Below are 18058 nucleotides of genomic sequence, written 5' to 3' on the forward strand. Positions count from 1 at the left end.
GGCTGTTGAGTCTACGGTCTGCCGCGGACACCCACCCGGCCGCCGCGGTCCTGTGATCAGGACCGCAGCGAAACAGTGACGGAAGTGTCAGCTCCCCGTTGCCAGTCCGAGCAGGGAGCGGATCTCGATCTCCGTGTCGATGCCCAGGGTGCCGTAACCCTGCTCGTAGTTCTCCCACACCGCAGCCTCGTCACCGGCGTCCGCCAGGTCCTGCCAGTACGGCAGGCTGCTCTCGCGGGCGTCGATCAGCTCGCCGACCAGCGTCTCCAGTTCGGCGTCCGACCAGGTGGCGGCGGAGAGCGCGGCGATCTCGTCCTCGATGACGGACGCCATGGCGTCACCCCAGGACCGGAAGGCGGGGACGCCGGAGTCCTCCGCCGGCTCCATCCACGACTCGGTGTCCAGCGCGCCGGTGATCTCCAGGTAGCCCAGGGCGTCGGCGCTCAGCGCGCTCTCGTCGGGGCGCAGCGACTCGGACATCGACCGGCCGCTGGCGAGCCCGAAGAAGCACAGGATCTCGCGGTCGCCCATGCTCCAGCTGGCTTCCTCGGGGTGGTAGTAGAAGATGCCGGTGTCCTCACCGAGCGTCCAGGTGTCCAGGATGTAGGGCTGGACGAGCCGGTTGCACTCGGCGTTGGCGATCTCCACCATCTCGTCCATGCCGGGGAAGCTGTCGTACCCGGTGACCTCGAAGGAGCCGAATGCCTCGGCCTCGTGCGGCACGTCGCAGGGGTAGAGGGTGACGTCGGTCTCGCTGCCGCCCTCCTCGCCCTGGTAGTCGGAGAGGCCGCTGGTGTCGAAGCAGTCGCCGACGGCGATGTCGAAGACGGTGATCCCCTCGCCGTCCGGCGCGACCTCGCGGCCGGGGTCGCCGTTCTCCTCGTCGGTGGCCGACTCGCTGGGGGAGGGGGTGGGGGTCGCCTCGCTGCCCTTGTCGTCCTTGAGGAACACCGTGGGGACCAGGATCGCCAGCGTGATGATCTGCACGGCGGCCAGGGCGATACCGGCGATGGCCAGCGGCCTGCCGCGTTCCCCGGTCTTCTTCACCTGGTTGAGACCCAGGATGCCCAGGATCAGCGCGATCGGGGCCATGGCGAGCAGGCCGGTCACCAGCGAACCGACGGCCAGGCCGTTGGTCTTGGCCGGCGGCTGCGGCTGCCCGTACGGCGGCGGGACGGGACCACCGGGGTACCCGGGGCCTCCCGGGTAGCCGGGGCCGCCGGGCGGCGGGTAGCCGTAGCCCTGCGGCGGGCCGGGCACCGGCGCCTGGCCCGGGTAACCGTAGCCCGCGCCCTGGGCGGCGGGCCCGGGCGGCGGGGAGGCGGAGGCGTACGGGTTCTGGCCCTGCTCCGGTCCCGGCGGCGGCGGTTGCGGCGGTGTGCTCACGGTCGTTCTCTCCTTCAGCTGCCGCTCGGGAGACAGGGGCCGGCCCGCGGCTCGCGATCCCCCGTAACGGACAGAATGGTCCCCCAGATCCGGCGATCGTATATCAGTGCGATCGGATCAAAATGCCGGTCGTTCGGGGTCCAGCTCCGCCCGCCCCTCCAGCGGCGAGGACGCCAGGGCGAAATGCCGCCGCGGAATCCGCCCCGCGCCGAACGCCAGCCGCCCCGCCTCGACCGCGTGCCGCATCGCCCGCGCCATCGGCACCGGACGCTGCGCCCGGGTCACCGCCGAGGCCAGCATCACCCCGGCGCAGCCCAGCTCCATGGCCAGCGCCGCGTCCGAGGCGGTGCCCGCGCCCGCGTCCAGGATCACCGGCACCCCGGCCCGCTCGGTGATCAGCGAGAAATTGTGCGGATTGCGGATGCCGAGCCCCGAGCCGATCGGCGAGCCCAGCGGCATCACCGCCGCGCACCCCGCCTCCTCCAGATGCCGCGCCAGCACCGGGTCGTCATTGGTGTAGGGGAGCACCGTGAAGCCGTCGTCCACCAGCGTCTCGGCGGCGTCCAGCGTCGCCACCGGATCCGGCAGCAGGGTGCGCTCGTCGGCGATGACCTCCAGCTTGACCAGCGCGGTGCCCAGCGCCTCGCGCGCCAGCCGCGCGGTCAGCACCGCCTCGCCCGCGGTGAAACAGCCCGCGGTGTTCGGCAGCGGCGCGATGCCGAGATTGCGCAGGATGCCGAGCACCGAGCCCCGTGCTCCGGGATCCACCCGCCGCATCGCCACCGTCGTCAGCTGGGTGCCGGAGGCGGCCAGGGCGCGCTCCAGCACCTCGGGGCTGGGGGCGCCGCCGGTACCCATGATCAACCGGGAGGTCAGCCGCAGCGGGCCGAGCACCAGGACATCGTCCCCGTCCCCCGGAGAAGGGCTCGCGGTGGTGGCGGCGTTCGCGGGGCCGCCCGCCGCGCCGGTCGTGAGGTCGGTCATCGGTCGTCAGCCTCCCTGGACGGCGGTCAGGATCTCCACCCGGTCACCCGGCACCAGCGTGGTGGCGTGCCAGCGGGCCCGGGGGACCACGCACTCGTTGACCGCCGCCGCGACCCCCGCCCCCGTGTCGCGCGAGAGCAACTCGGTGACCAGGTCGGCCAGGGTCGTGCCGGGCGCCAGCTCGCGCGGGGCGCCATTGACGGAAACGGTGGGGGACCCGCTCATACCGGCACCACCGAGGGGAAGCGCAGCGGGCTGAAGGGCCGCGCGATCGCCGGGAGTTCGCCGGTGACCAGCGACTCGGCCAGGACCTCCCCGGTCAGCGGGGTGAGCAGCACCCCGTTGCGGTGGTGCCCGGTGGCCAGCTGGAGCCCCGGCAACCCGGTGGGCCCCAGCAGCGGCGCGTTGTCCGGACTGCCGGGCCGCAGCCCCGCGAGGCATTCGCGCAACGGCAGCTCGGTGATGCCCGGCACCAGCTCGTGCGCGTCCCGCAGCAGCTGATAGACGCCGCCCGCGGTCACCGTGGTGTCCCAGCCCTGCTCGCACGAGGTGGCGCCCACCACGAGTTCGCCGTCGGCACGCGGCACCAGGTAGACGGCCGAGCCGCGCACCACCGCCCGCACCGTGCGCGAGAGGAACGCGCCACGGCCCGTGCCCTCCGGCACCGGCGGCATGCGCAGCCGCAGCACCTCGCCCTTGACCGGCCTGACCGGCGGGGCGATCCCGGGCGGCAGCCCCGGCAGTTCACCGCTGTGGCTGCCGGCCGCCAGCACCGTACGGGCGGCCGACAGCGCCGTACCGTCCGCCAGGACCGCGCCGGTGGCCCGGTCCCCGGTGACGGTGAGTTCACGCACCCACTCGCGGTGGAAGATGACACCGGCCCGTTCGCAGGCGGTCAGCAGCGCGGCGGCCAGCCGGCGCGGGTCGACCTGGTGGTCGCCGTCCACCCGCAGCCCGCCGCGCACCCCCGGGGCCAGCATCGGCTCCAGCCGCCGGCACTCGCGGCCGGTGAGCCACTGCGAGCGCAGCCCGCACCGCTGGTGCAGCGCGTGCACCTCACGCAACTGCGCACGGTCGTCCGCGTCCAGCGCGACGGCCAGGGTGCCGCAGGCGCGGAAACCGACACCTGATCCCGCGGCGTCCTCCAGCTCGGCGGCGAAGTCCGGGTAGCGGGCGGCCGAGGCGAGGTTGAGTTCGAGGAGCGGCTCCTCGCCGTGGTGCAGTTCGGTGACGGCGGCGAGCATGCCGGCGGCCACCTGGGCGGCGCCGCCGCCCGGCGCCGGGTCGGCGACGGCGACGCGCAGCCCCCGCCCGGCCGCCCGCCAGGCGGTGACCAGACCGATGACGCCGCCACCGATGATCAGGACATCGGACGTACGGCCTGCGGACGCTGAGGGCACGGACCTCACCACGCGGCTGCTCCCTTCGCCGGCATGACCCGGATCAGGTTCGTACGGTCGGAGGCCGCCCGCCTCCCTCTCAGCCCGGACCGCCGGGCTCCCGTGTGCTCTGTCGCCCGCCACAGTAGTACGGGCGGCGCCGGGGACGAAAAGCCCCCGCAGCCCTGCGGCTTCCCCGCCCCCCCGCTCCGGACGTCCGCGCGGCGGACCGGTGTTCGCGCCGCGCACCGGCCGCGACCGGAAAACCCGTGGCGCGCGGCAGGGCCGGGCCCCGTGCCGCGCGCGTAGGGTGGCCGCGTGGAACAACGGGATCAGCGGGTCGTCATCGCCGGGGCCGGGCTCGCCGGCGCGCAGACCGCGGTGCGGCTGCGCGAAGCGGGCTGGGCCGGAACCGTCACCGTGGTCGGGGCCGAGCGCCACCGGCCCTACGACCGCCCGCCGCTGTCCAAGGACGTGCTGCTCGGCAAGGCCGAAGGCGCGCCCCTCGATGTGGACTTCGACACCCTCGGCATCGAACTCCTGCTGGGCCGCACCGCCACCGGAATCGACGCCGGCGCCCGCGTGCTGCGCACGGACGCCGGACCCGTGCCGTACGACCGGCTGGTCATCGCCACCGGCGCCGAGGCGCTGGCCCTGCCCGGCAGCGAAGGGACCCCCGGCGTCCACGTGCTGCGCACCCTGGACGACGCCGCCCGGCTGCGCCCGCTGCTGACCGCCCGCAGCCCGCTCGTCGCGGTCGGCGCCGGCTGGATCGGCGCCGAGGTCGCCACCGCCGCCCGCGCTGCAGGGGCCCCCGTCACCGTGCTGGAGGCCGCCGGCCACCCGCTGCCCGGCGCGCTGCCGCCGGAACTCACCGAACCGATGCGCCAGTGGTACGCGGACGCCGGCGCCGAACTGCGCACCGGCGCCCGGGTGGCGGCCGTCCGGCCGGGTGAGGTGAAGCTGGACGGCGGCGAGCTGCTGCCCGCCGGCGCCGTGCTGGTCGGCATCGGCTCCCGCCCCGCCACCGGCTGGCTCGCCGGCAGCGGCGTGGAACTGGCCGCCGACGGCTCGGTCCGCGCGGACGACCGGCTGCGCACCTCGCTGCCCGGGGTGTACGCGGTCGGCGACTGCGCGTCCTTCCCCTCGGCCCGGTACGGCCGCCGGCTGCTGGTGCACCACTGGGACAACGCCCTGGCCGGGCCCGCCACCGTCGCCGCCCGTATCACCGGGACGGCCGACACGGCGTACGACCCGGTGCCGTACTTCTGGAGCGAGCAGTTCGGCCGTTTCGTGCAGTACGCCGGGCAGCACGGTCCGCACGACACGCTGCTGTGGCGGGGCGACCCCGCCGCCGCCGGCGCCCCCGGCGCCGCCTGGTCGGTGTGCTGGCTGGACGGCGCCGGGGTGCTGCGGGCGGTGTGCGCCGTGGACCGGCCGCGCGACCTGGCCCAGGGCCGCCGGCTCATCGAACGCGGTGCCCGCCTCGACCCGGAGCGCGCCGCCGACCCGGCTGTGCCCCTGAAGAACGCGACGGTCTGAACGGCGCGGGGCGGCCCCCGCACGGCGGTACCGTCCCTCCGCTGCCACTCCCCGATGACGCCTGTCAGTCGGAGGTGGCAGGCTTGAGGCGTGACCGAGATTGATGCGAAAACCGAAGCTCTCGTCCCCGACTGGCTCACCCTCCCCGACATCGCCGAAGCGCTGGACGTGGAAGTGACCCGGGTTCGTCAGCTGGTCAAGGAGGGGCAGCTGATCGCCGTGCGCCGGGGCGAGAACCGGGTGCTCCAGGTGCCGTCCGCCTTCATCGGCGAGGGCAGGATCGTCAAGGGCCTGGCCGGCACCCTGACGCTGCTGCGCGACGACGGCTTCAGCGACGGGGAAATGCTGGAGTGGCTCTTCACCCCGGACGACAGCCTGCCCGGCACGCCCGCCGATGCCCTGCGGGAGAACCGCGGGACCGAGGTGAAGCGGCGGGCCCAGGCCCTGGCCGTGTGACGGCCGCACGCGCGACCACCCGACCGCTCGACCGTACGACCGCCTGACCGGTGGCGCGGCACCCCTGGTGCCGCGCCACCGCACCGACCTGCCAAGCACCACCGAGGGGGAGAGCCGTGACCGACGGCATCGCCGGCGCCCGGCTGTATCTGTGCACCGATGCCAGGAAGCGCCAGGGCGACCTGCCCGCCTTCCTGGACGCCGTCCTGGCCGGCGGCGTGGACATCGTCCAACTGCGCGACAAGAGTCTGGAGGCCGCTGAGGAACTGGAGCTTCTGGAGGTCTTCGCCGACGCCTGCCGGCGGCACGGCAGGCTTCTCGCGGTCAACGACCGCGCCGATGTCGCGCACGCCGCCCGCGCCGACGTGCTCCACCTGGGGCAGGGCGATCTGCCGGTGCCCGCCGCCCGCGCGCTGCTCGGCACCGGGGTGCGCATCGGGCGCTCCACCCACAGCGAGGCCCAGGTCGACGCCGCGCTCGCACAGCCCGGCGTGGACTACTTCTGCACCGGCCCCGTCTGGCCCACCCCCACCAAACCGGGCCGCTCCGCCCCCGGGCTGCCGCTGGTGCGGTACGCGGCCGCCCGCCGCCCCGAGCGGCCCTGGTTCGCCATCGGCGGCATCGACGCCGGCAATCTGGATCAGGTGCTGGAGGCCGGGGCCCGCCGGATCGTGGTGGTACGGGCGCTGGCCGAGGCCGGGGACCCCGGTGCGGCGGCGAGCGCGCTGGCCGCCCGGCTGCGCGCCGTGTGAGGCCGTACGCCCGTCCGCAACCCGGACACGCATGGGAGATTTCCGTCGCTCTGGGTAGCCTGCGGCCATGGCCCTTGGGATTCCGTCCACGATGAATGACCGGGCGCACACGGTGCGCGACCTCCTCGCCGCCGGCAAGCGTTCGTACTCCTTCGAATTCACCCCGCCCAGAACCGAGCAGGGCGAACGCACCATGTGGAACGCCATCCGCCGGGTCGAGGCCGTGGGCCCGACCTTCGTGTCCGTGACCTACGGCGCCGGCGGCTCCTCGCGCGAGCGCACGGTGCGGGCCACCGAGCGGATCGCCACCGAGACGACACTCACCCCGGTCGCCCACCTCACGGCCGTCAACCACTCGGTGTCCGAGCTGCGGAACATCATCGGGCAGTACGCGGGCGCCGGCATCCGCAACATGCTCGCGCTGCGCGGCGACCCGCCCGGCGACCCGATGGGGGAGTGGAACCGGCACCCCGAGGGTGTGACATACGCCGCGGAACTCGTGAGTCTCATCAAGGAGTCGGGCGATTTCTGTGTCGGGGTCGCGGCATTTCCGGAGATGCATCCGCGTTCCACCGACTGGGAGACGGATATCCGGCATTTCATCAACAAGTGCCGGGCGGGGGCGGACTTCGCGCTCACCCAGATGTTCTTCGACCCCGAGGACTACCTGCGGCTTCGTGACCGGGTGGCCGCCGCGGGATGCGATGTCCCGATCATCCCGGAAATCATGCCCATCGCGAATCTGCGGCAGATCGAACGCTTCAAGGAGCTCAGCAACTCCTCCTTCCCCGAAGAGCTGGAGAATCGGCTCCGCGCGGTCAAGGACGACCCGATGGCTGTACGCTCGGTCGGGATCGAGTTCGCCACCGAGTTGTGTGCACGGTTGATGGATGAGGACATCCCCGGTCTGCACTTCGTCACCCTGAACACGACGCTGCACTCGACGGCGACGCTGGACGTCTACAAGAACCTCGGTCTGCACCGGGCGGGCCTGGAACAGCGCTGAAGCACAGCTGAGAGGGGCGTACATGGGCTGGGCGGTCCTCTACATCGCGTTCGGAATCGTGGCCCTGTGGCTGCTCGGGGAGGTCCTGCTCCAGTACAAGGCGAGACTGCGCTGGCGGCTGCTGGCCTTCTCCGGCTTTCTGGCCGTGGTCCTCGGCGTGGTGCTGCCGAACGTGCCGGTGATCGCGCTGGGCACCCTCGCGTTCGCCACCGGCCAGACCTTCGTGACGCTGTCCTTCCGGCGCGGGTTCTCCACCGGCTGGGCGCTGGGCGGCCAGCCGGGCAACAGCAAGCGCCGGCGGCGCGAAGGCGCCGAGGAGAGCGGCGAGATGCGTCCGCTGGACCCGGTCGAGGAGAGCAGCGAGGCCGGGTACGACGGCCCGCCCTCGCCCCCGCCCGCGCCGCCCGCCGCACCGGGGGAGTCCGGCGCGGACGGCGGCGGCTACGACGCGTGGGACTACGACCCGCAGACCGCCCACCAGGGCGAATCCGCGCCGCAGGAGCAGGACCCGTACGCCGGGCACCAGGCGGGGGCGCAGTCCCCGGAGACGGTGTACGGGGACGGCTACCACGAGCAGCAGCCCTACGACGCGGCGGGCACCGGGTACGACCCGGCCCAGCACCAGCCCTACGGAGACCCGCAGCAGCAGCCGTACGCCGAGCCCTACGCCGGCGCCGGGGCGACCGCGGCGTACGAGACCTACGGCGCCCCGTACGGCGACCCGCAGCAACAGCAGTACGGGCAGCAGGAGTACGCCGACCAGTGGCAGACGGCCGCGGCCGACACCTACTACCAGGAGACCCCGCCCGGCGGGGTCTGGGTCCCCCAGCAGCGCGAGACCGCCGCCCCCGCCCCCGCGCAGGACAGCGGCTACGGCTACCCGCCCCAGCAGGACACCTACCCCCCGCAGCAGCACCCGGGCGGCTACGACCCGGCGGCCGACCAGGGGTACTACTACAACGAGCAGCAGCAGCGCTACTGACTGCCGGGCGGGGCCGCGCACAACGGCCCCGCCCCGCACGTCAGTAGGAGCCGCGCCAGCCGGGACCCTCCACGATCAGACCGGTGGCCAGCGCCCCCGACATGCCGGTGTGCGCCAGCCCGCCGCCCGGGTGCGCCAGGGCGCCGGCCCGCCAGGCGCCCGGCAGGCGGCCCGCGTTGGGGGCGGCGAGCAGTTCGCCGTCCGCCCCGGCCAGGGCGGGCGCCGGGATCACCCCGCCGGGCATGCCGGTCTCCCGCTCGATGTCCAGCGGGGTACGCACCTGGTGCCAGCGCACGTTCTCCAGGCCCGCCGCCGTCAGCAGCCGGTCCGTCCAGCGCTCCACGGTGGCGGCCTCCCGCCAGTCCACGGTCCCCTGCGGCGGCGCCAGCGCCGATACGACCGCCGTGTGCCCCGCCGGGCCGGTGCCGGTGGCGGGCCACAGCGTCGCGTCGTCGGGCCGCAGCACCCGTACGACGGGCCCGCCGTCCGCCGGGTGCACCAGCAGCCGGTGCGCCGTGCCCGGCGGGCGGGCGCCGTCCAGCGCCAGCAGCACCGTGAACCGGCTCTCCCCGCGCGGCGCGGCGCCGAGCCCCGGGGCGCTCCACACCACGTGGTCGGCCGACACCCGCTCACCGTCGGCCAGTTCGACTCCGGCCGCCTTCCCGTCGCGTTCCAGGATCCGCCGCGCCTCGGCCCCGTGCACGAACTCCACCCCGCGCTCCGCGCACCGTTCGCGCACCGCGTCCACCAGCGCGGCGATGCCGCCCACCGGGTACCAGGTGCCGAACGTCTGCTCCACATAGGCCAGTACGGTCGCGGAGGCGGGTGCCCGCTCGAACCGGATGCCGTACTCCTCGACAGTGCCGGCCAGCAGAGCCGTCAGCCGGGCGTCGCCCAGCTCCCGTTCCGCCACCGCGGGCAACCCCGATCCCTGGGCTGGGGCCCGGCGCCGCAGCAGCCCGGTGCGCCGGGGCGGCAGCGCCGGGTACGGGTCGGGCAGCAGGGCCGCCCGTCCGGCCGCCGAGGTCAGCGGCTCCTCCACCAGCGGCCGCCGGGTGGCCTCCCAGGTCTGCCGGGCCCGCCCCAGCAGCGCGTGCCAGCGCTCTCCCGCACCGGCGCCGAGCGCCTCGTCCAGAGCCTGTCCCACCCCGCCCCGGGAGAAGCCGGGCAGCCGCAGCCGGGTGCCGTCCGCGAACCGGTGCTCGGCGGCCGGATCGACCCGCCGCAGTTCGACGCACTCCTCCAGGGGCCGTTTGCCGGTCTTGATGAACAGGTCCCGCCACACCGCCGGCAGCCACAGCAGTCCGGGTCCGGTGTCGAAGGTGAAACCGTCCCGCTCGAACCTGCCCGCCGCTCCGCCCGCCCGGCCGCCGCGTTCCAGCACCGTCACCCGGTGCCCCGCCACGGCCAGCCGGGCCGCCGTCGCCATGCCGCCCATACCGGCACCGACCACCACCACTCGCGCCATGCGCCGCACCCTACCCGGGGCCGCGCGGGCCGGTTCGAACGGTCTCCCCGGGGCCTGGGCGGCCCGCGCCGGGGCGTGCCACGGGTCCGGCGGGCACAAAGGTACCTAGCCGGGGGACGGCCTACTCAGAGACCGGATGAGTACCGGCCTGAGCACGAGAGCGGATGGGCGAAAGCGCTGCCGGACGGCAGGCTTTTGATCAGCGGGAACCGGGGTCCGCACCGCCGGCACGGGGCGGCGGAGCGGCTCCGGGCCCCGGCTCTTCCGCGCGGCCCCTGCACGCCGCTGCCCGTCGCGCCCGCGGCACCGGCGCGCGCCGCGACCAGGGCGCGGGACAGCGGCACAGGACCACGGCGCGGCTCAGGGCGCGTCCGCCCGCACCCGGCCGTTCAGCAGCCGGGCCAGCGCCAGGTGAACATCGCGCAGCGGCCGTTCGGGATGGAACGAGAGCCAGTCCAGGGCCCCCACCAGGATCATCCCCACTAACGCGCCCGCCGTCAGCTCCACATCGAGCGCCGGGTCCAGCTCCCCGCCCTTCACCCCCTCGTGCAGCACGCGCTCCACCACCTCCACCGCCTGCTGCCGGGCGGACAGCAAGGTGGCGTGCCAGGCCCGGTGGGTACGCCACAGCTCGGCGGTGAACAGCCGGGTGAGCGAGGGGTTGCGCTCGATGAACACCAGCCCGGCCAGGGCTATCGCCGACAGCCGCCCGACCGCGTCCGTCCCCCGGTGCAGCGCCGCCTCGTCGGCCCGGTGCAGCTCGCCGGCGAGCCGGCCCACCCCGTCCCGCAGCACTTCCTCGAACAGCTCGCTCTTGCCGGCGAAGTTGTAGTAGACGGTGCCCTTGGCGACGCCCGCGCGCTCGGCGATCTCCTCCACCGTCGTGGCGGAGAAGCCCTGTGCGGCGATGAGCGTCACCGCCGCGTCGTAGAGCCTTTGCCGCGTCGCGTTGCGACGGTTGCTGATCGCGCGTGTCATGCGCCGATTCTCTCCTCACCACAAGGCTGTTGGGGCCCGCGGGGCGTATGTGCAGGTGTTTGCAGTGCTCAGCGCGGATTGTCAGTGGCATGCGTCAGCATGTGCCCAGATGCGAAGAACGGACCGACACACGAAGAGCAGCACCGCCGAATGACGACTGGAGGCTCGTCATGACCGGATTCCCCGCCGACGTGCACCGGGTGCCGCGCCGCGCCCCGGCGCCGCCCGCCGCCCTCGATCTCCTCGCCCAGGCCGCGCGCGGGCTGGACGAGGCCGCCACGCTGCCCGACCCGGGTGAGGCGTACGTGGCCGCCCATCTCGCCGCGCTGCGCACCGCAGCGGCCGTGGTCGCCGCCCGGGGCCGCCCCGAGCCGACCGCGCGGGGCCGCAGCCGGATCCGCAGCGTGTGGGAGGTGCTGCCGGAGATCGCTCCGGAACTGTCCGAGTGGAGCACCCTGTTCGCCGCCAGCGCCGCCCGCCGGGCCCGGATAGACGCCGGGATACGCCGGGCCGCCGATCTGCGGGAGGCCGCCGAGCTGCGGCGGGCGGCCGGGTTCTTCCTGCGGCTGGTGGAGTCCATGCTGATCAGGCAGCCGGTGCTGCGGACCGAGGACCCCGGAGGTCCGGTGCCGAAGTAGGCTGTGGCTGCCCGCGTACGGCGGGCCGCGCACCCGCAGGACCGGCGGTACGCGGCAGCACAGCAGTACACAGCACTTCGAGGAGCCGCCCGTCATGCCGTCCAACCCCCCGGCCCGGGACGCGGGCGGACCGCTGTCCCCGGGGCCGCACACCGTGCTGCGCACCGGCGTGGTGTGGGAGGTGCTGCGTCGTGCCCTCACCGAGCGGGCCGCCGAGACCGGCCGGCCGGTCCTGGACGTGCTGGACACCGGAGGCGGCAGCGGCAGCTTCGCCGTGCCCGTGGCCGGGCTCGGCCACCGGGTGACCGTCGTGGACCCGAGCCCCAACGCGCTCTTCGCCCTCCAGCGGCGGGCCGCCGAGGAAGGCGTGGCGGACCGGGTGCACGGTGTGCAGGGTGACACCCAGGGCCTGCTGGACGTCGCCGAGCCGGGCGGCTACGACATGGTCTTCTGCCACGGGGTGCTGGAGTACGTGGATGATCCGCGCGCCGGTCTGGCCGCCGTGGCCGGGGCGCTGCGTCCCGGTGGCGGCACGCTGAGCCTGCTGGCGGCCGGGGTGGGCGGGGCGGTGCTCTCCCGTGCCCTGGCGGGGCGCTTCACGGAGGCCAGGAGGGCGCTGGGCGACCCGGACGGCCGCTGGGGCGAGGCCGACCCCGTTCCGCGCCGCTACACGCCCCAGGAGCTTGCCGCGCTGGTCACCGAGGCGGGGCTGGAGCCGGGGGCGGTGCACGGGGTGCGGATCTTCGCCGATCTGGTGCCCGGAGTGCTGGTGGACACCGAGCCGGACGCGCTGCGCGCGCTGGCGGCGCTGGAGGCCGAGGCGGCCGAGCTGCCGGCCTTCCAGGCGGTCGCCGGACAGCTGCATCTGCTCGCCCGGCTGCCCCATGAGGCGCCGGGCCGCCAAATGTGATCTCCGCCCCGTATTATCGGCAGTCAGCCCTCCGGCATGACCCGGGTCGGGGACGGGAAAGACTTGTCCGATCCCGTGGATCCGCGTCACCCGGCGGGTGGGTGAAATTGGCGAACTGGGGTGGGTTTCACAGGGAGCCTTCCCTGCCTATCCTGGAAAGAGTCGGAAACGGTCGCCTCCGCGGCCGGCGAGTAGGAGGACTCCGTGCCGCTCTCGGACCACGAGCAGCGCATGCTCGAACAAATGGAGCGAGCGCTGTACGCCGAAGATCCCAAGTTCGCGACAGCGCTTGAGGGCAGTGAGCTGCGGACGTTCACCCGCAAGCGGGTGTACCAGGCGATCGCCGGATTCCTGGTGGGCATCGCGCTCCTGATGGGCGGCATGGTCGCCCAGCTGATCTGGCTCAGCGTCGTCGGTTTTGTGATCATGCTGGGGTGTGCGGTCATCGCCGTCACCGGCTGGCGGAAGGCTCCCGCGCCCGGCGAGGGGGCGGCCCCCGCGGGCGGTGGCAAGGGACAGCGGCCGCACAAGCAGCGGCGTTCGATGATGACCCGTATGGAGGAGCGCTGGCAGCGCCGCCGCGATGATCGCGGCGATTGAGCGAAGATCCCCGGGATTCCGGGGGTGAAGGTGCGGAAGGGCCCGCCGGTCCGGGAACCGGCGGGCCCTTCCGTTGTGCTTCTCGGTGCCCGTTCTTTCCCTTTCCGGGCTTTCAGGCTTTCCGCAATTTCCCGAGGAATGCGGTGCGGCGTTCACGCAGCCGCCGGGCGGCCCGCAGCCGCTGTTCACTCATCCGGTAAGTCACCCGAATGGCGGAGCGCGGCAACAGCAGTGCCCGCCACCGGGTCCCGCGCCCGACCCCGGCCCGCAGCCCGGCCAGGGCCGTCCGTACGTCCCGGGCCGGCCCCTCGTCCGCCGGTTCCGCCCCCGGCGCACCGGCCCCGGGCGGCGCGGGCGCGTACAGCTCCCGCTCCACCCCGGTGGCCAGCCGGTGGACGGCCTCCTGGGCCGCGGCGTCCAGTGTGATCACGGTGGTGATCCTGGTGGCGGTCTGCCGCGGCGTCTCCGCCGCCAGCGGCCCGATGCCCAGGTCCCAGGCGCTGTCGCTCAGCTCCTGCCAGGCGGCCGTCGCCCCCGCGCCGGGCGCCAGCCGCCGGGCCCGCACCCGCTCGCGCCACAGCGGCGGTGCGGCGAGCACGGTGAGCAGCGCCAGCGCGGCGCCCGCCCCCCACAGCCACGGCCCCGGGGAGGGGCCGCCGCCCGAACCGCCGCCGGCCGCGGCGGGGGCCTCGCTCTCGCACGCGGCGGCCTCCCGCACCGGGTCGCAGGTCTCCGGGTCGGTGGGCGTCGGCGAGTTCTCGGGGGCCTCCGGCTCCGCGGTCTCCGTGTCCTCCTCGCCCGGCCGGGCCGGGTCGGGGCGGTCGGCCTCCGGGAGCGTGTAGTCGGGGGTGTTGCCCTGTCCCGGGGTGGGCTCGAAGCGGGTCCAGCCCACACCCTCGAAGTACAGCTCGGGCCAGGCGTGCGCGTTGTGCAGGCCGACACGGTAGGAGCCGTCCACCTGCCGGTCGCCCGGGGTGAAGCCGACCGCCACCTGCGCCGGGATGCCCAGGGTGCGGGCCATGGCCGCCATGCTGAACGCGAAGTGGACGCAGAAGCCCTCGCGGTCCTCCAGGAACGCGGCGATCGCCTCGCTGCCGCTGCCCGAGGAGACGTCGGTGTTGTACCGGAAGCCGCCGTCCTTGGCGAACCAGTCCTGCAGCGCCACCGCCCGCGCGTGGTCGTCGGCGGCGTCGGCCGTGACCTCCCGCGCCAGTTCGGCGACGACCTCCGGAAGGTCGGGGGGCACCTGGGTGTAGTAGGAGGCGAGGTTGGCGGGTGCGGGCGGCGCCCCCGCCAGCTGCTCGGCGGTGGGCTGCACCTGGCGGTGCGTCACCGTCCAGGTCCGGCCCTGGGTGGTCATCCGCCCGTTGTCCGAGACCAGGGTCTGCGAACCGCGGTCGAACCACCACGCCCCGTCCGTCATCACCGACACCGCCGGGTAGGGCACCGGCAGCGAGGTCTGCGCGTACGAGCCGCTGGCCTCTATCACCGTGGTCATCTCCTGGAAGGCCACATCGGGGCCGAGCCCGGGCACCAGCCACGGGGCCCCGGGCACCTCGTTCTCCAGCCAGCGCGAGGACTTCCACTCGCTGCCGGTGAACTCGTCCAGCGCCACCAGCCGCAGATACATGCCGGTGGGGTCGCCGCCCTCGGTGCGGTAGGTGAGCACCTGCTGGTTCTGCGGCTGGTTCAGCTGGTCCTGGAGCGCCACCACCGGGTTGACCGAGCTGATCCGGCCCGGTCCGCCGGTGCCGGTGCCCGAGCCGCCGCCGTCCAGGTCCAGCAGGCCCTCGCCCAGCGTGGGCATCAGGACGGGCGCCAGCACCGCGGCGCCCAGCGTCAGCGCGCCGATCCGCCGGCCGGCCCGCAGCCGGGGCCCCGCCGACTGCGCGGGCGGCGCCGCGGCGGCGGGCTGCCCGTACCCGTATCCGCGGGCCGGCCCCGGGCCGGTGAAGTAGCGGCCCCAGCGGTCCAGCCGCTCCTGGCCCTCGGCCAGCAGAAGCAGCAGATAGCCCGCCGCCGCTGCCAGGAAGTACAGCCAGCCGGCCTGCTCCTGGTTGACCCCGGCCGCTATCGAGTACAGCGCCAGCAGCGGCAGCCCCGCCGCCGCGGCGCTCGCCGAGGTGACCGCCAGGACATCCACCAGCAGCCCGATCAGCAGCACCCCGGCCAGCAGCATCAGCCGGATGCCGTCCGTCATCGGGGCCGGTGCCACGTAGTGGCCGATGTCCTCGGCGCCCGCCGACAGCAGTTCGCCGAACCGGCCGAACGCCTCGGGTCCCGGCAGCAGACCGCCCAGCGCGTACGCGGACACCGTGCTCACCGTCACCAGCAGCAGCGACACCAGGACCTGGGCAGCGACCGCCAGCGCGGCGGGCGCGCCCAGCCGCCGCGCCACCATCCCGGTGGCGGTCTGGGCGGCCAGCAGCAGCCCGGCCTGCACCAGCCAGCCGCTGTCCTTCACCAGCGGCAGCAGCGCCGCCGCCGAGCCCATCGTGGCCAGCCACGCGGCCAGCGCGACCCTCGGCCTCGTCTCCAACACCGCTCACAGCCCCCTGTACGCGCCGGCTCGTTCCCCGTCGGCCTGCTGCCACACCTGCGCCAGCGGCACCCCGGGATGCAGCGGCAGCGCGGCCCAGCCGCTCTCCCGCAACCGCCCCAGCGCCCCGGCCTCCACCGCCGGGTCCAGCTGGCCCGCCGCCACGAAGGCGACCCCCTCGGACGCCCGCTGCCGCAACCGCGCCAGCTGGGCGATCGCCGCCGCGTCCGGCGCGCCGAGAAAGGCGATCAGCAGCCCGGTCTCGGTGCCGGCCAGCGCGGCCAGCGCACCGTCGAGATCCGACCTGGGGGCGGACACGGCCTGGGTGTCGGTCACCAGGTCCAGCGGCCCGGGCAGGGGGGAGTGGTCCAGGACCGCCAGGGCGTCCATCATCAGGCCCATCGTCTCCGCGCTGTCCGCCACGTGCTGGTCGGGCGCCGGGACCAGATGACCCGTGTCGGTCACCAGCCGCACCTGGTAGCCGCGTTCGGCCAGGTGCGAGATCACCGAGGCGGCCCCGGAGACCGCCCGCTCGAAGGGCGCCTGCGGCCCCGAACCCGCGTAACCCGAACGCCGCGTGTCCAGCAGCACGGTGCACTGGGCGCGCGGCGGCTGCTCCTCGCGGCGCACCATGAGCGTGCCCCGGTGCGCGGTGGACCGCCAGTGCACCCGGCGCAGATCGTCCCCGTACCGGTAGTCGCGGGGAATGATGTCTTCCTCGCCGGTCACGGCCATGGACCGCTGCCCGCTCTCGCCCTGCCCGCCCGAGGCGCCGCCCAGCCGTACCGCCGGCAGCCGCTCGATGTGCGGCAGCACCGTCATCACGTCGTACGCGTCGAAGGAGCGGTGCAGTTCGACCATGCCGAACGGGTCGGCCAGCCGCAGCTCCAGCGGCCCCAGCGGATAGCGCCCGCGCTGGTCGGAACGGACCCGGTAGCTGACCTCGCGCTGCCCGCCCGGCTCGATCCGGTCCAGCACGAACCGCGGCCGGGGCCCCAGCACGTACGGCACCCGGTCCTGGAGCATCAGCTGACCACTGGGCAGCCGGAACCAGTTGTCCACCCGCAGATGCACCCGGGACTCGCCGCCGGCCGGCACCCGCGCGGGGGACAACCGGCGCGAGGCCGAGACCCGGTTGCGGGTGAGGTACAGCACCAGGACGCACACCACCGGCAGCGCCGCGAGCAGCGCGCCGACCCGCAGCAGATCCGGCTGGCCCAGCAGATAGGCGCACACCGAGGCGGCGGCGCCGGCGGCCAGGAACGACCGCCCGCGCGTCGTCAGGCCGCCGAAGGCCGCCCGCAGCGGCCCGCGCCGGTCCCCGTCGCCGCCGGGCATCAGTAGCCCCGGTGCTGCGGGGCGCCGTACGGGGAGGAAACCGCCGTACGGTGCACGATCTCGGTGACGATGTGCTCCGAGGTGCGCCGGTTCAGCTGCGCCTGGGCGGTGGGCAGCAGCCGGTGCGCCAGCACCGGAACGGCCAGCGCCTGCACGTCGTCGGGCAGCACGTAGCCGCGCCCGCACAGCGCGGCGGACGCCTTGGCGGCCCGCAGCAGTTGCAGGGTGGCGCGCGGCGAGGCACCCAGACGCAGCTCGGCGTGGGTGCGGGTGGCGATCACCAGGTCCACCGCGTACCGGCGGACCGCGTCCGAGACATGGATCTCGCGCACCGCCTCGATCAGCTTCACCACGTCCTGGGCGCTCGCCACCGGCTGGAGCGCGTCCAGCGGGGAGTAGCCGCCGTGCGACTGCAGCATCCGCAGCTCGGCCTCGGGGTCCGGATAGCCCACCGAGACCCGGGCCATGAAGCGGTCGCGCTGCGCCTCGGGCAGCGGATAGGTGCCCTCCATCTCCACCGGGTTCTGGGTGGCGATCACCATGAACGGGTCGGGCAGCGGATAGGTGCGGCCGTCCGCGGTGACCTGGCGCTCCTCCATCGCCTCCAGCAGCGCCGACTGGGTCTTGGGCGAGGCGCGGTTGATCTCGTCGCCGATCATGATCTGGGCGAACACCGCGCCCGGCTTGAACTCGAATTCCTTGGTCTGCTGGTCGTAGACGCTGATCCCGGTGATGTCCGAGGGCAGCAGGTCCGGGGTGAACTGCACCCGCCGCACCGTGCAGTCGATGGCCCGGGCCAGCGACTTGGCCAGCATGGTCTTGCCCACCCCGGGCACGTCCTCCAGGAGCAGGTGCCCCTCGGCCAGGAGCACGGTCAAGGAGATGCGTACGACCTCCGGCTTGCCCTCGATCACGCTCTCCACGGCGCGGCGCACCTGCTCCGCCGTGGCGCTCAGATCGGTGAGCTTCGTCTGCTCCTCATAGGTCGTCAACCGGCCCTCCTCGGCCCGCACTGCTGTCTCGGTCCCCACCCTGAACGGCGCGGACGCTGCCGGATACGACGACACCGGAAACGTGCCGGGAGGTCGCCCTCCGGCAGC

At 74.4% G+C, this 18058-nt stretch carries 17 protein-coding genes and 1 riboswitch; of the genes, 8 read left to right on the top strand and 9 right to left on the bottom strand.

Annotated elements, in window-relative coordinates; genetic code table 11:
• Positions 1 to 87: 87 nt before the first annotated feature.
• From H7827_RS23465 to thiO, 4 genes are all read right to left on the bottom strand, one after another.
• Positions 88 to 1386: a DUF4190 domain-containing protein gene (locus H7827_RS23465; protein ID WP_432747254.1), complete on the bottom strand. Its 1299-nt coding sequence runs from the start codon at positions 1384 to 1386 to the stop codon at positions 88 to 90.
• 117 nt (positions 1387 to 1503) lie between these two features.
• A complete protein-coding gene (locus H7827_RS23470) occupies positions 1504 to 2244 on the bottom strand; it encodes a thiazole synthase (protein ID WP_432748043.1) in 741 nt (246 codons plus the stop codon).
• A gap of 132 nt (positions 2245 to 2376) precedes the next feature.
• Complete coding sequence (thiS, locus tag H7827_RS23475; protein ID WP_432747255.1) at positions 2377 to 2595, bottom strand: sulfur carrier protein ThiS; 219 nt, start codon at positions 2593 to 2595, stop codon at positions 2377 to 2379.
• Positions 2592 to 3770: a glycine oxidase ThiO gene (gene thiO / locus H7827_RS23480; RefSeq protein WP_432747256.1), complete on the bottom strand. Its 1179-nt coding sequence runs from the start codon at positions 3768 to 3770 to the stop codon at positions 2592 to 2594. Before thiO ends, thiS begins: the two co-directional genes overlap by 4 nt.
• Positions 3771 to 3789: 19 nt before the next feature.
• A riboswitch (TPP riboswitch) is annotated at positions 3790 to 3875 on the bottom strand.
• Positions 3876 to 4067: 192 nt separating this feature from the next.
• Between thiO and H7827_RS23485 the strand changes: the two genes are divergently transcribed.
• The 5 genes from H7827_RS23485 (at position 4068) to H7827_RS23505 (ending at position 8487) form a co-directional block, all read left to right on the top strand.
• A complete protein-coding gene (locus tag H7827_RS23485; protein WP_432747257.1) occupies positions 4068 to 5291 on the top strand; it encodes an NAD(P)/FAD-dependent oxidoreductase in 1224 nt (407 codons plus the stop codon).
• Positions 5292 to 5381: 90 nt separating this feature from the next.
• The gene (locus H7827_RS23490) at positions 5382 to 5747 is read left to right on the top strand and encodes an Rv2175c family DNA-binding protein (RefSeq protein WP_386538587.1); all 366 of its coding nucleotides are present in this window, start codon (positions 5382 to 5384) and stop codon (positions 5745 to 5747) included.
• Positions 5748 to 5863: 116 nt separating this feature from the next.
• Entirely contained in the window at positions 5864 to 6499 is a 636-nt protein-coding gene (gene thiE / locus H7827_RS23495) for a thiamine phosphate synthase (RefSeq protein ID WP_432747258.1), read from the top strand.
• Between the two features lie 67 nt (positions 6500 to 6566).
• Positions 6567 to 7505, top strand: a complete 939-nt coding sequence (gene metF / locus H7827_RS23500; RefSeq protein ID WP_432747259.1) for a methylenetetrahydrofolate reductase [NAD(P)H] — start codon at positions 6567 to 6569, stop codon at positions 7503 to 7505.
• Positions 7506 to 7527: 22 nt separating this feature from the next.
• Positions 7528 to 8487, top strand: a complete 960-nt coding sequence (locus H7827_RS23505) for a hypothetical protein (protein ID WP_432747260.1) — start codon at positions 7528 to 7530, stop codon at positions 8485 to 8487.
• A 40-nt stretch (positions 8488 to 8527) separates the two neighbouring features.
• Here H7827_RS23505 and H7827_RS23510 read toward each other — a convergent pair whose 3' ends face one another.
• Positions 8528 to 9955 carry a phytoene desaturase family protein gene (locus H7827_RS23510; RefSeq protein WP_432747261.1) on the bottom strand — a complete coding sequence of 476 codons (1428 nt, stop codon included), beginning with the start codon at positions 9953 to 9955 and terminating at the stop codon, positions 8528 to 8530.
• A 360-nt stretch (positions 9956 to 10315) separates the two neighbouring features.
• On the bottom strand, positions 10316 to 10933 hold the full coding sequence (locus H7827_RS23515) for a TetR/AcrR family transcriptional regulator (RefSeq protein WP_386541430.1): 618 nt from the start codon (positions 10931 to 10933) through the stop codon (positions 10316 to 10318).
• A gap of 170 nt (positions 10934 to 11103) precedes the next feature.
• Here H7827_RS23515 and H7827_RS23520 point away from each other — a divergent pair, with 170 nt between their 5' ends.
• From H7827_RS23520 to H7827_RS23530, 3 genes are all read left to right on the top strand, one after another.
• On the top strand, positions 11104 to 11571 hold the full coding sequence (locus H7827_RS23520) for an SAV_6107 family HEPN domain-containing protein (RefSeq protein ID WP_030734405.1): 468 nt from the start codon (positions 11104 to 11106) through the stop codon (positions 11569 to 11571).
• Positions 11572 to 11665: 94 nt separating this feature from the next.
• On the top strand, positions 11666 to 12481 hold the full coding sequence (locus tag H7827_RS23525; RefSeq protein WP_234306910.1) for a methyltransferase: 816 nt from the start codon (positions 11666 to 11668) through the stop codon (positions 12479 to 12481).
• A 204-nt stretch (positions 12482 to 12685) separates the two neighbouring features.
• Positions 12686 to 13081 carry a DUF3040 domain-containing protein gene (locus H7827_RS23530; RefSeq protein WP_046723065.1) on the top strand — a complete coding sequence of 132 codons (396 nt, stop codon included), beginning with the start codon at positions 12686 to 12688 and terminating at the stop codon, positions 13079 to 13081.
• A gap of 112 nt (positions 13082 to 13193) precedes the next feature.
• Here the strand turns inward: H7827_RS23530 and H7827_RS23535 are convergent, their stop codons facing one another.
• The 3 genes from H7827_RS23535 to H7827_RS23545 are packed head-to-tail and all read right to left on the bottom strand — an operon-like array spanning position 13194 to position 17950.
• Positions 13194 to 15623 (bottom strand): transglutaminaseTgpA domain-containing protein, encoded by a 2430-nt coding sequence (locus H7827_RS23535; protein ID WP_432747262.1) that lies wholly within the window; start codon positions 15621 to 15623, stop codon positions 13194 to 13196.
• 3 nt (positions 15624 to 15626) lie between these two features.
• Positions 15627 to 16958 carry a DUF58 domain-containing protein gene (locus H7827_RS23540; RefSeq protein ID WP_386541435.1) on the bottom strand — a complete coding sequence of 444 codons (1332 nt, stop codon included), beginning with the start codon at positions 16956 to 16958 and terminating at the stop codon, positions 15627 to 15629.
• Positions 16958 to 17950 (bottom strand): AAA family ATPase, encoded by a 993-nt coding sequence (locus H7827_RS23545; RefSeq protein WP_386541437.1) that lies wholly within the window; start codon positions 17948 to 17950, stop codon positions 16958 to 16960. Before H7827_RS23545 ends, H7827_RS23540 begins: the two co-directional genes overlap by 1 nt.
• Between the last annotated feature and the right edge of the window lie 108 nt (positions 17951 to 18058).

It is taken from the genome of Streptomyces sp. JH002 (assembly GCF_050916115.1).
GTDB lineage: Bacteria > Actinomycetota > Actinomycetes > Streptomycetales > Streptomycetaceae > Streptomyces > Streptomyces xiamenensis.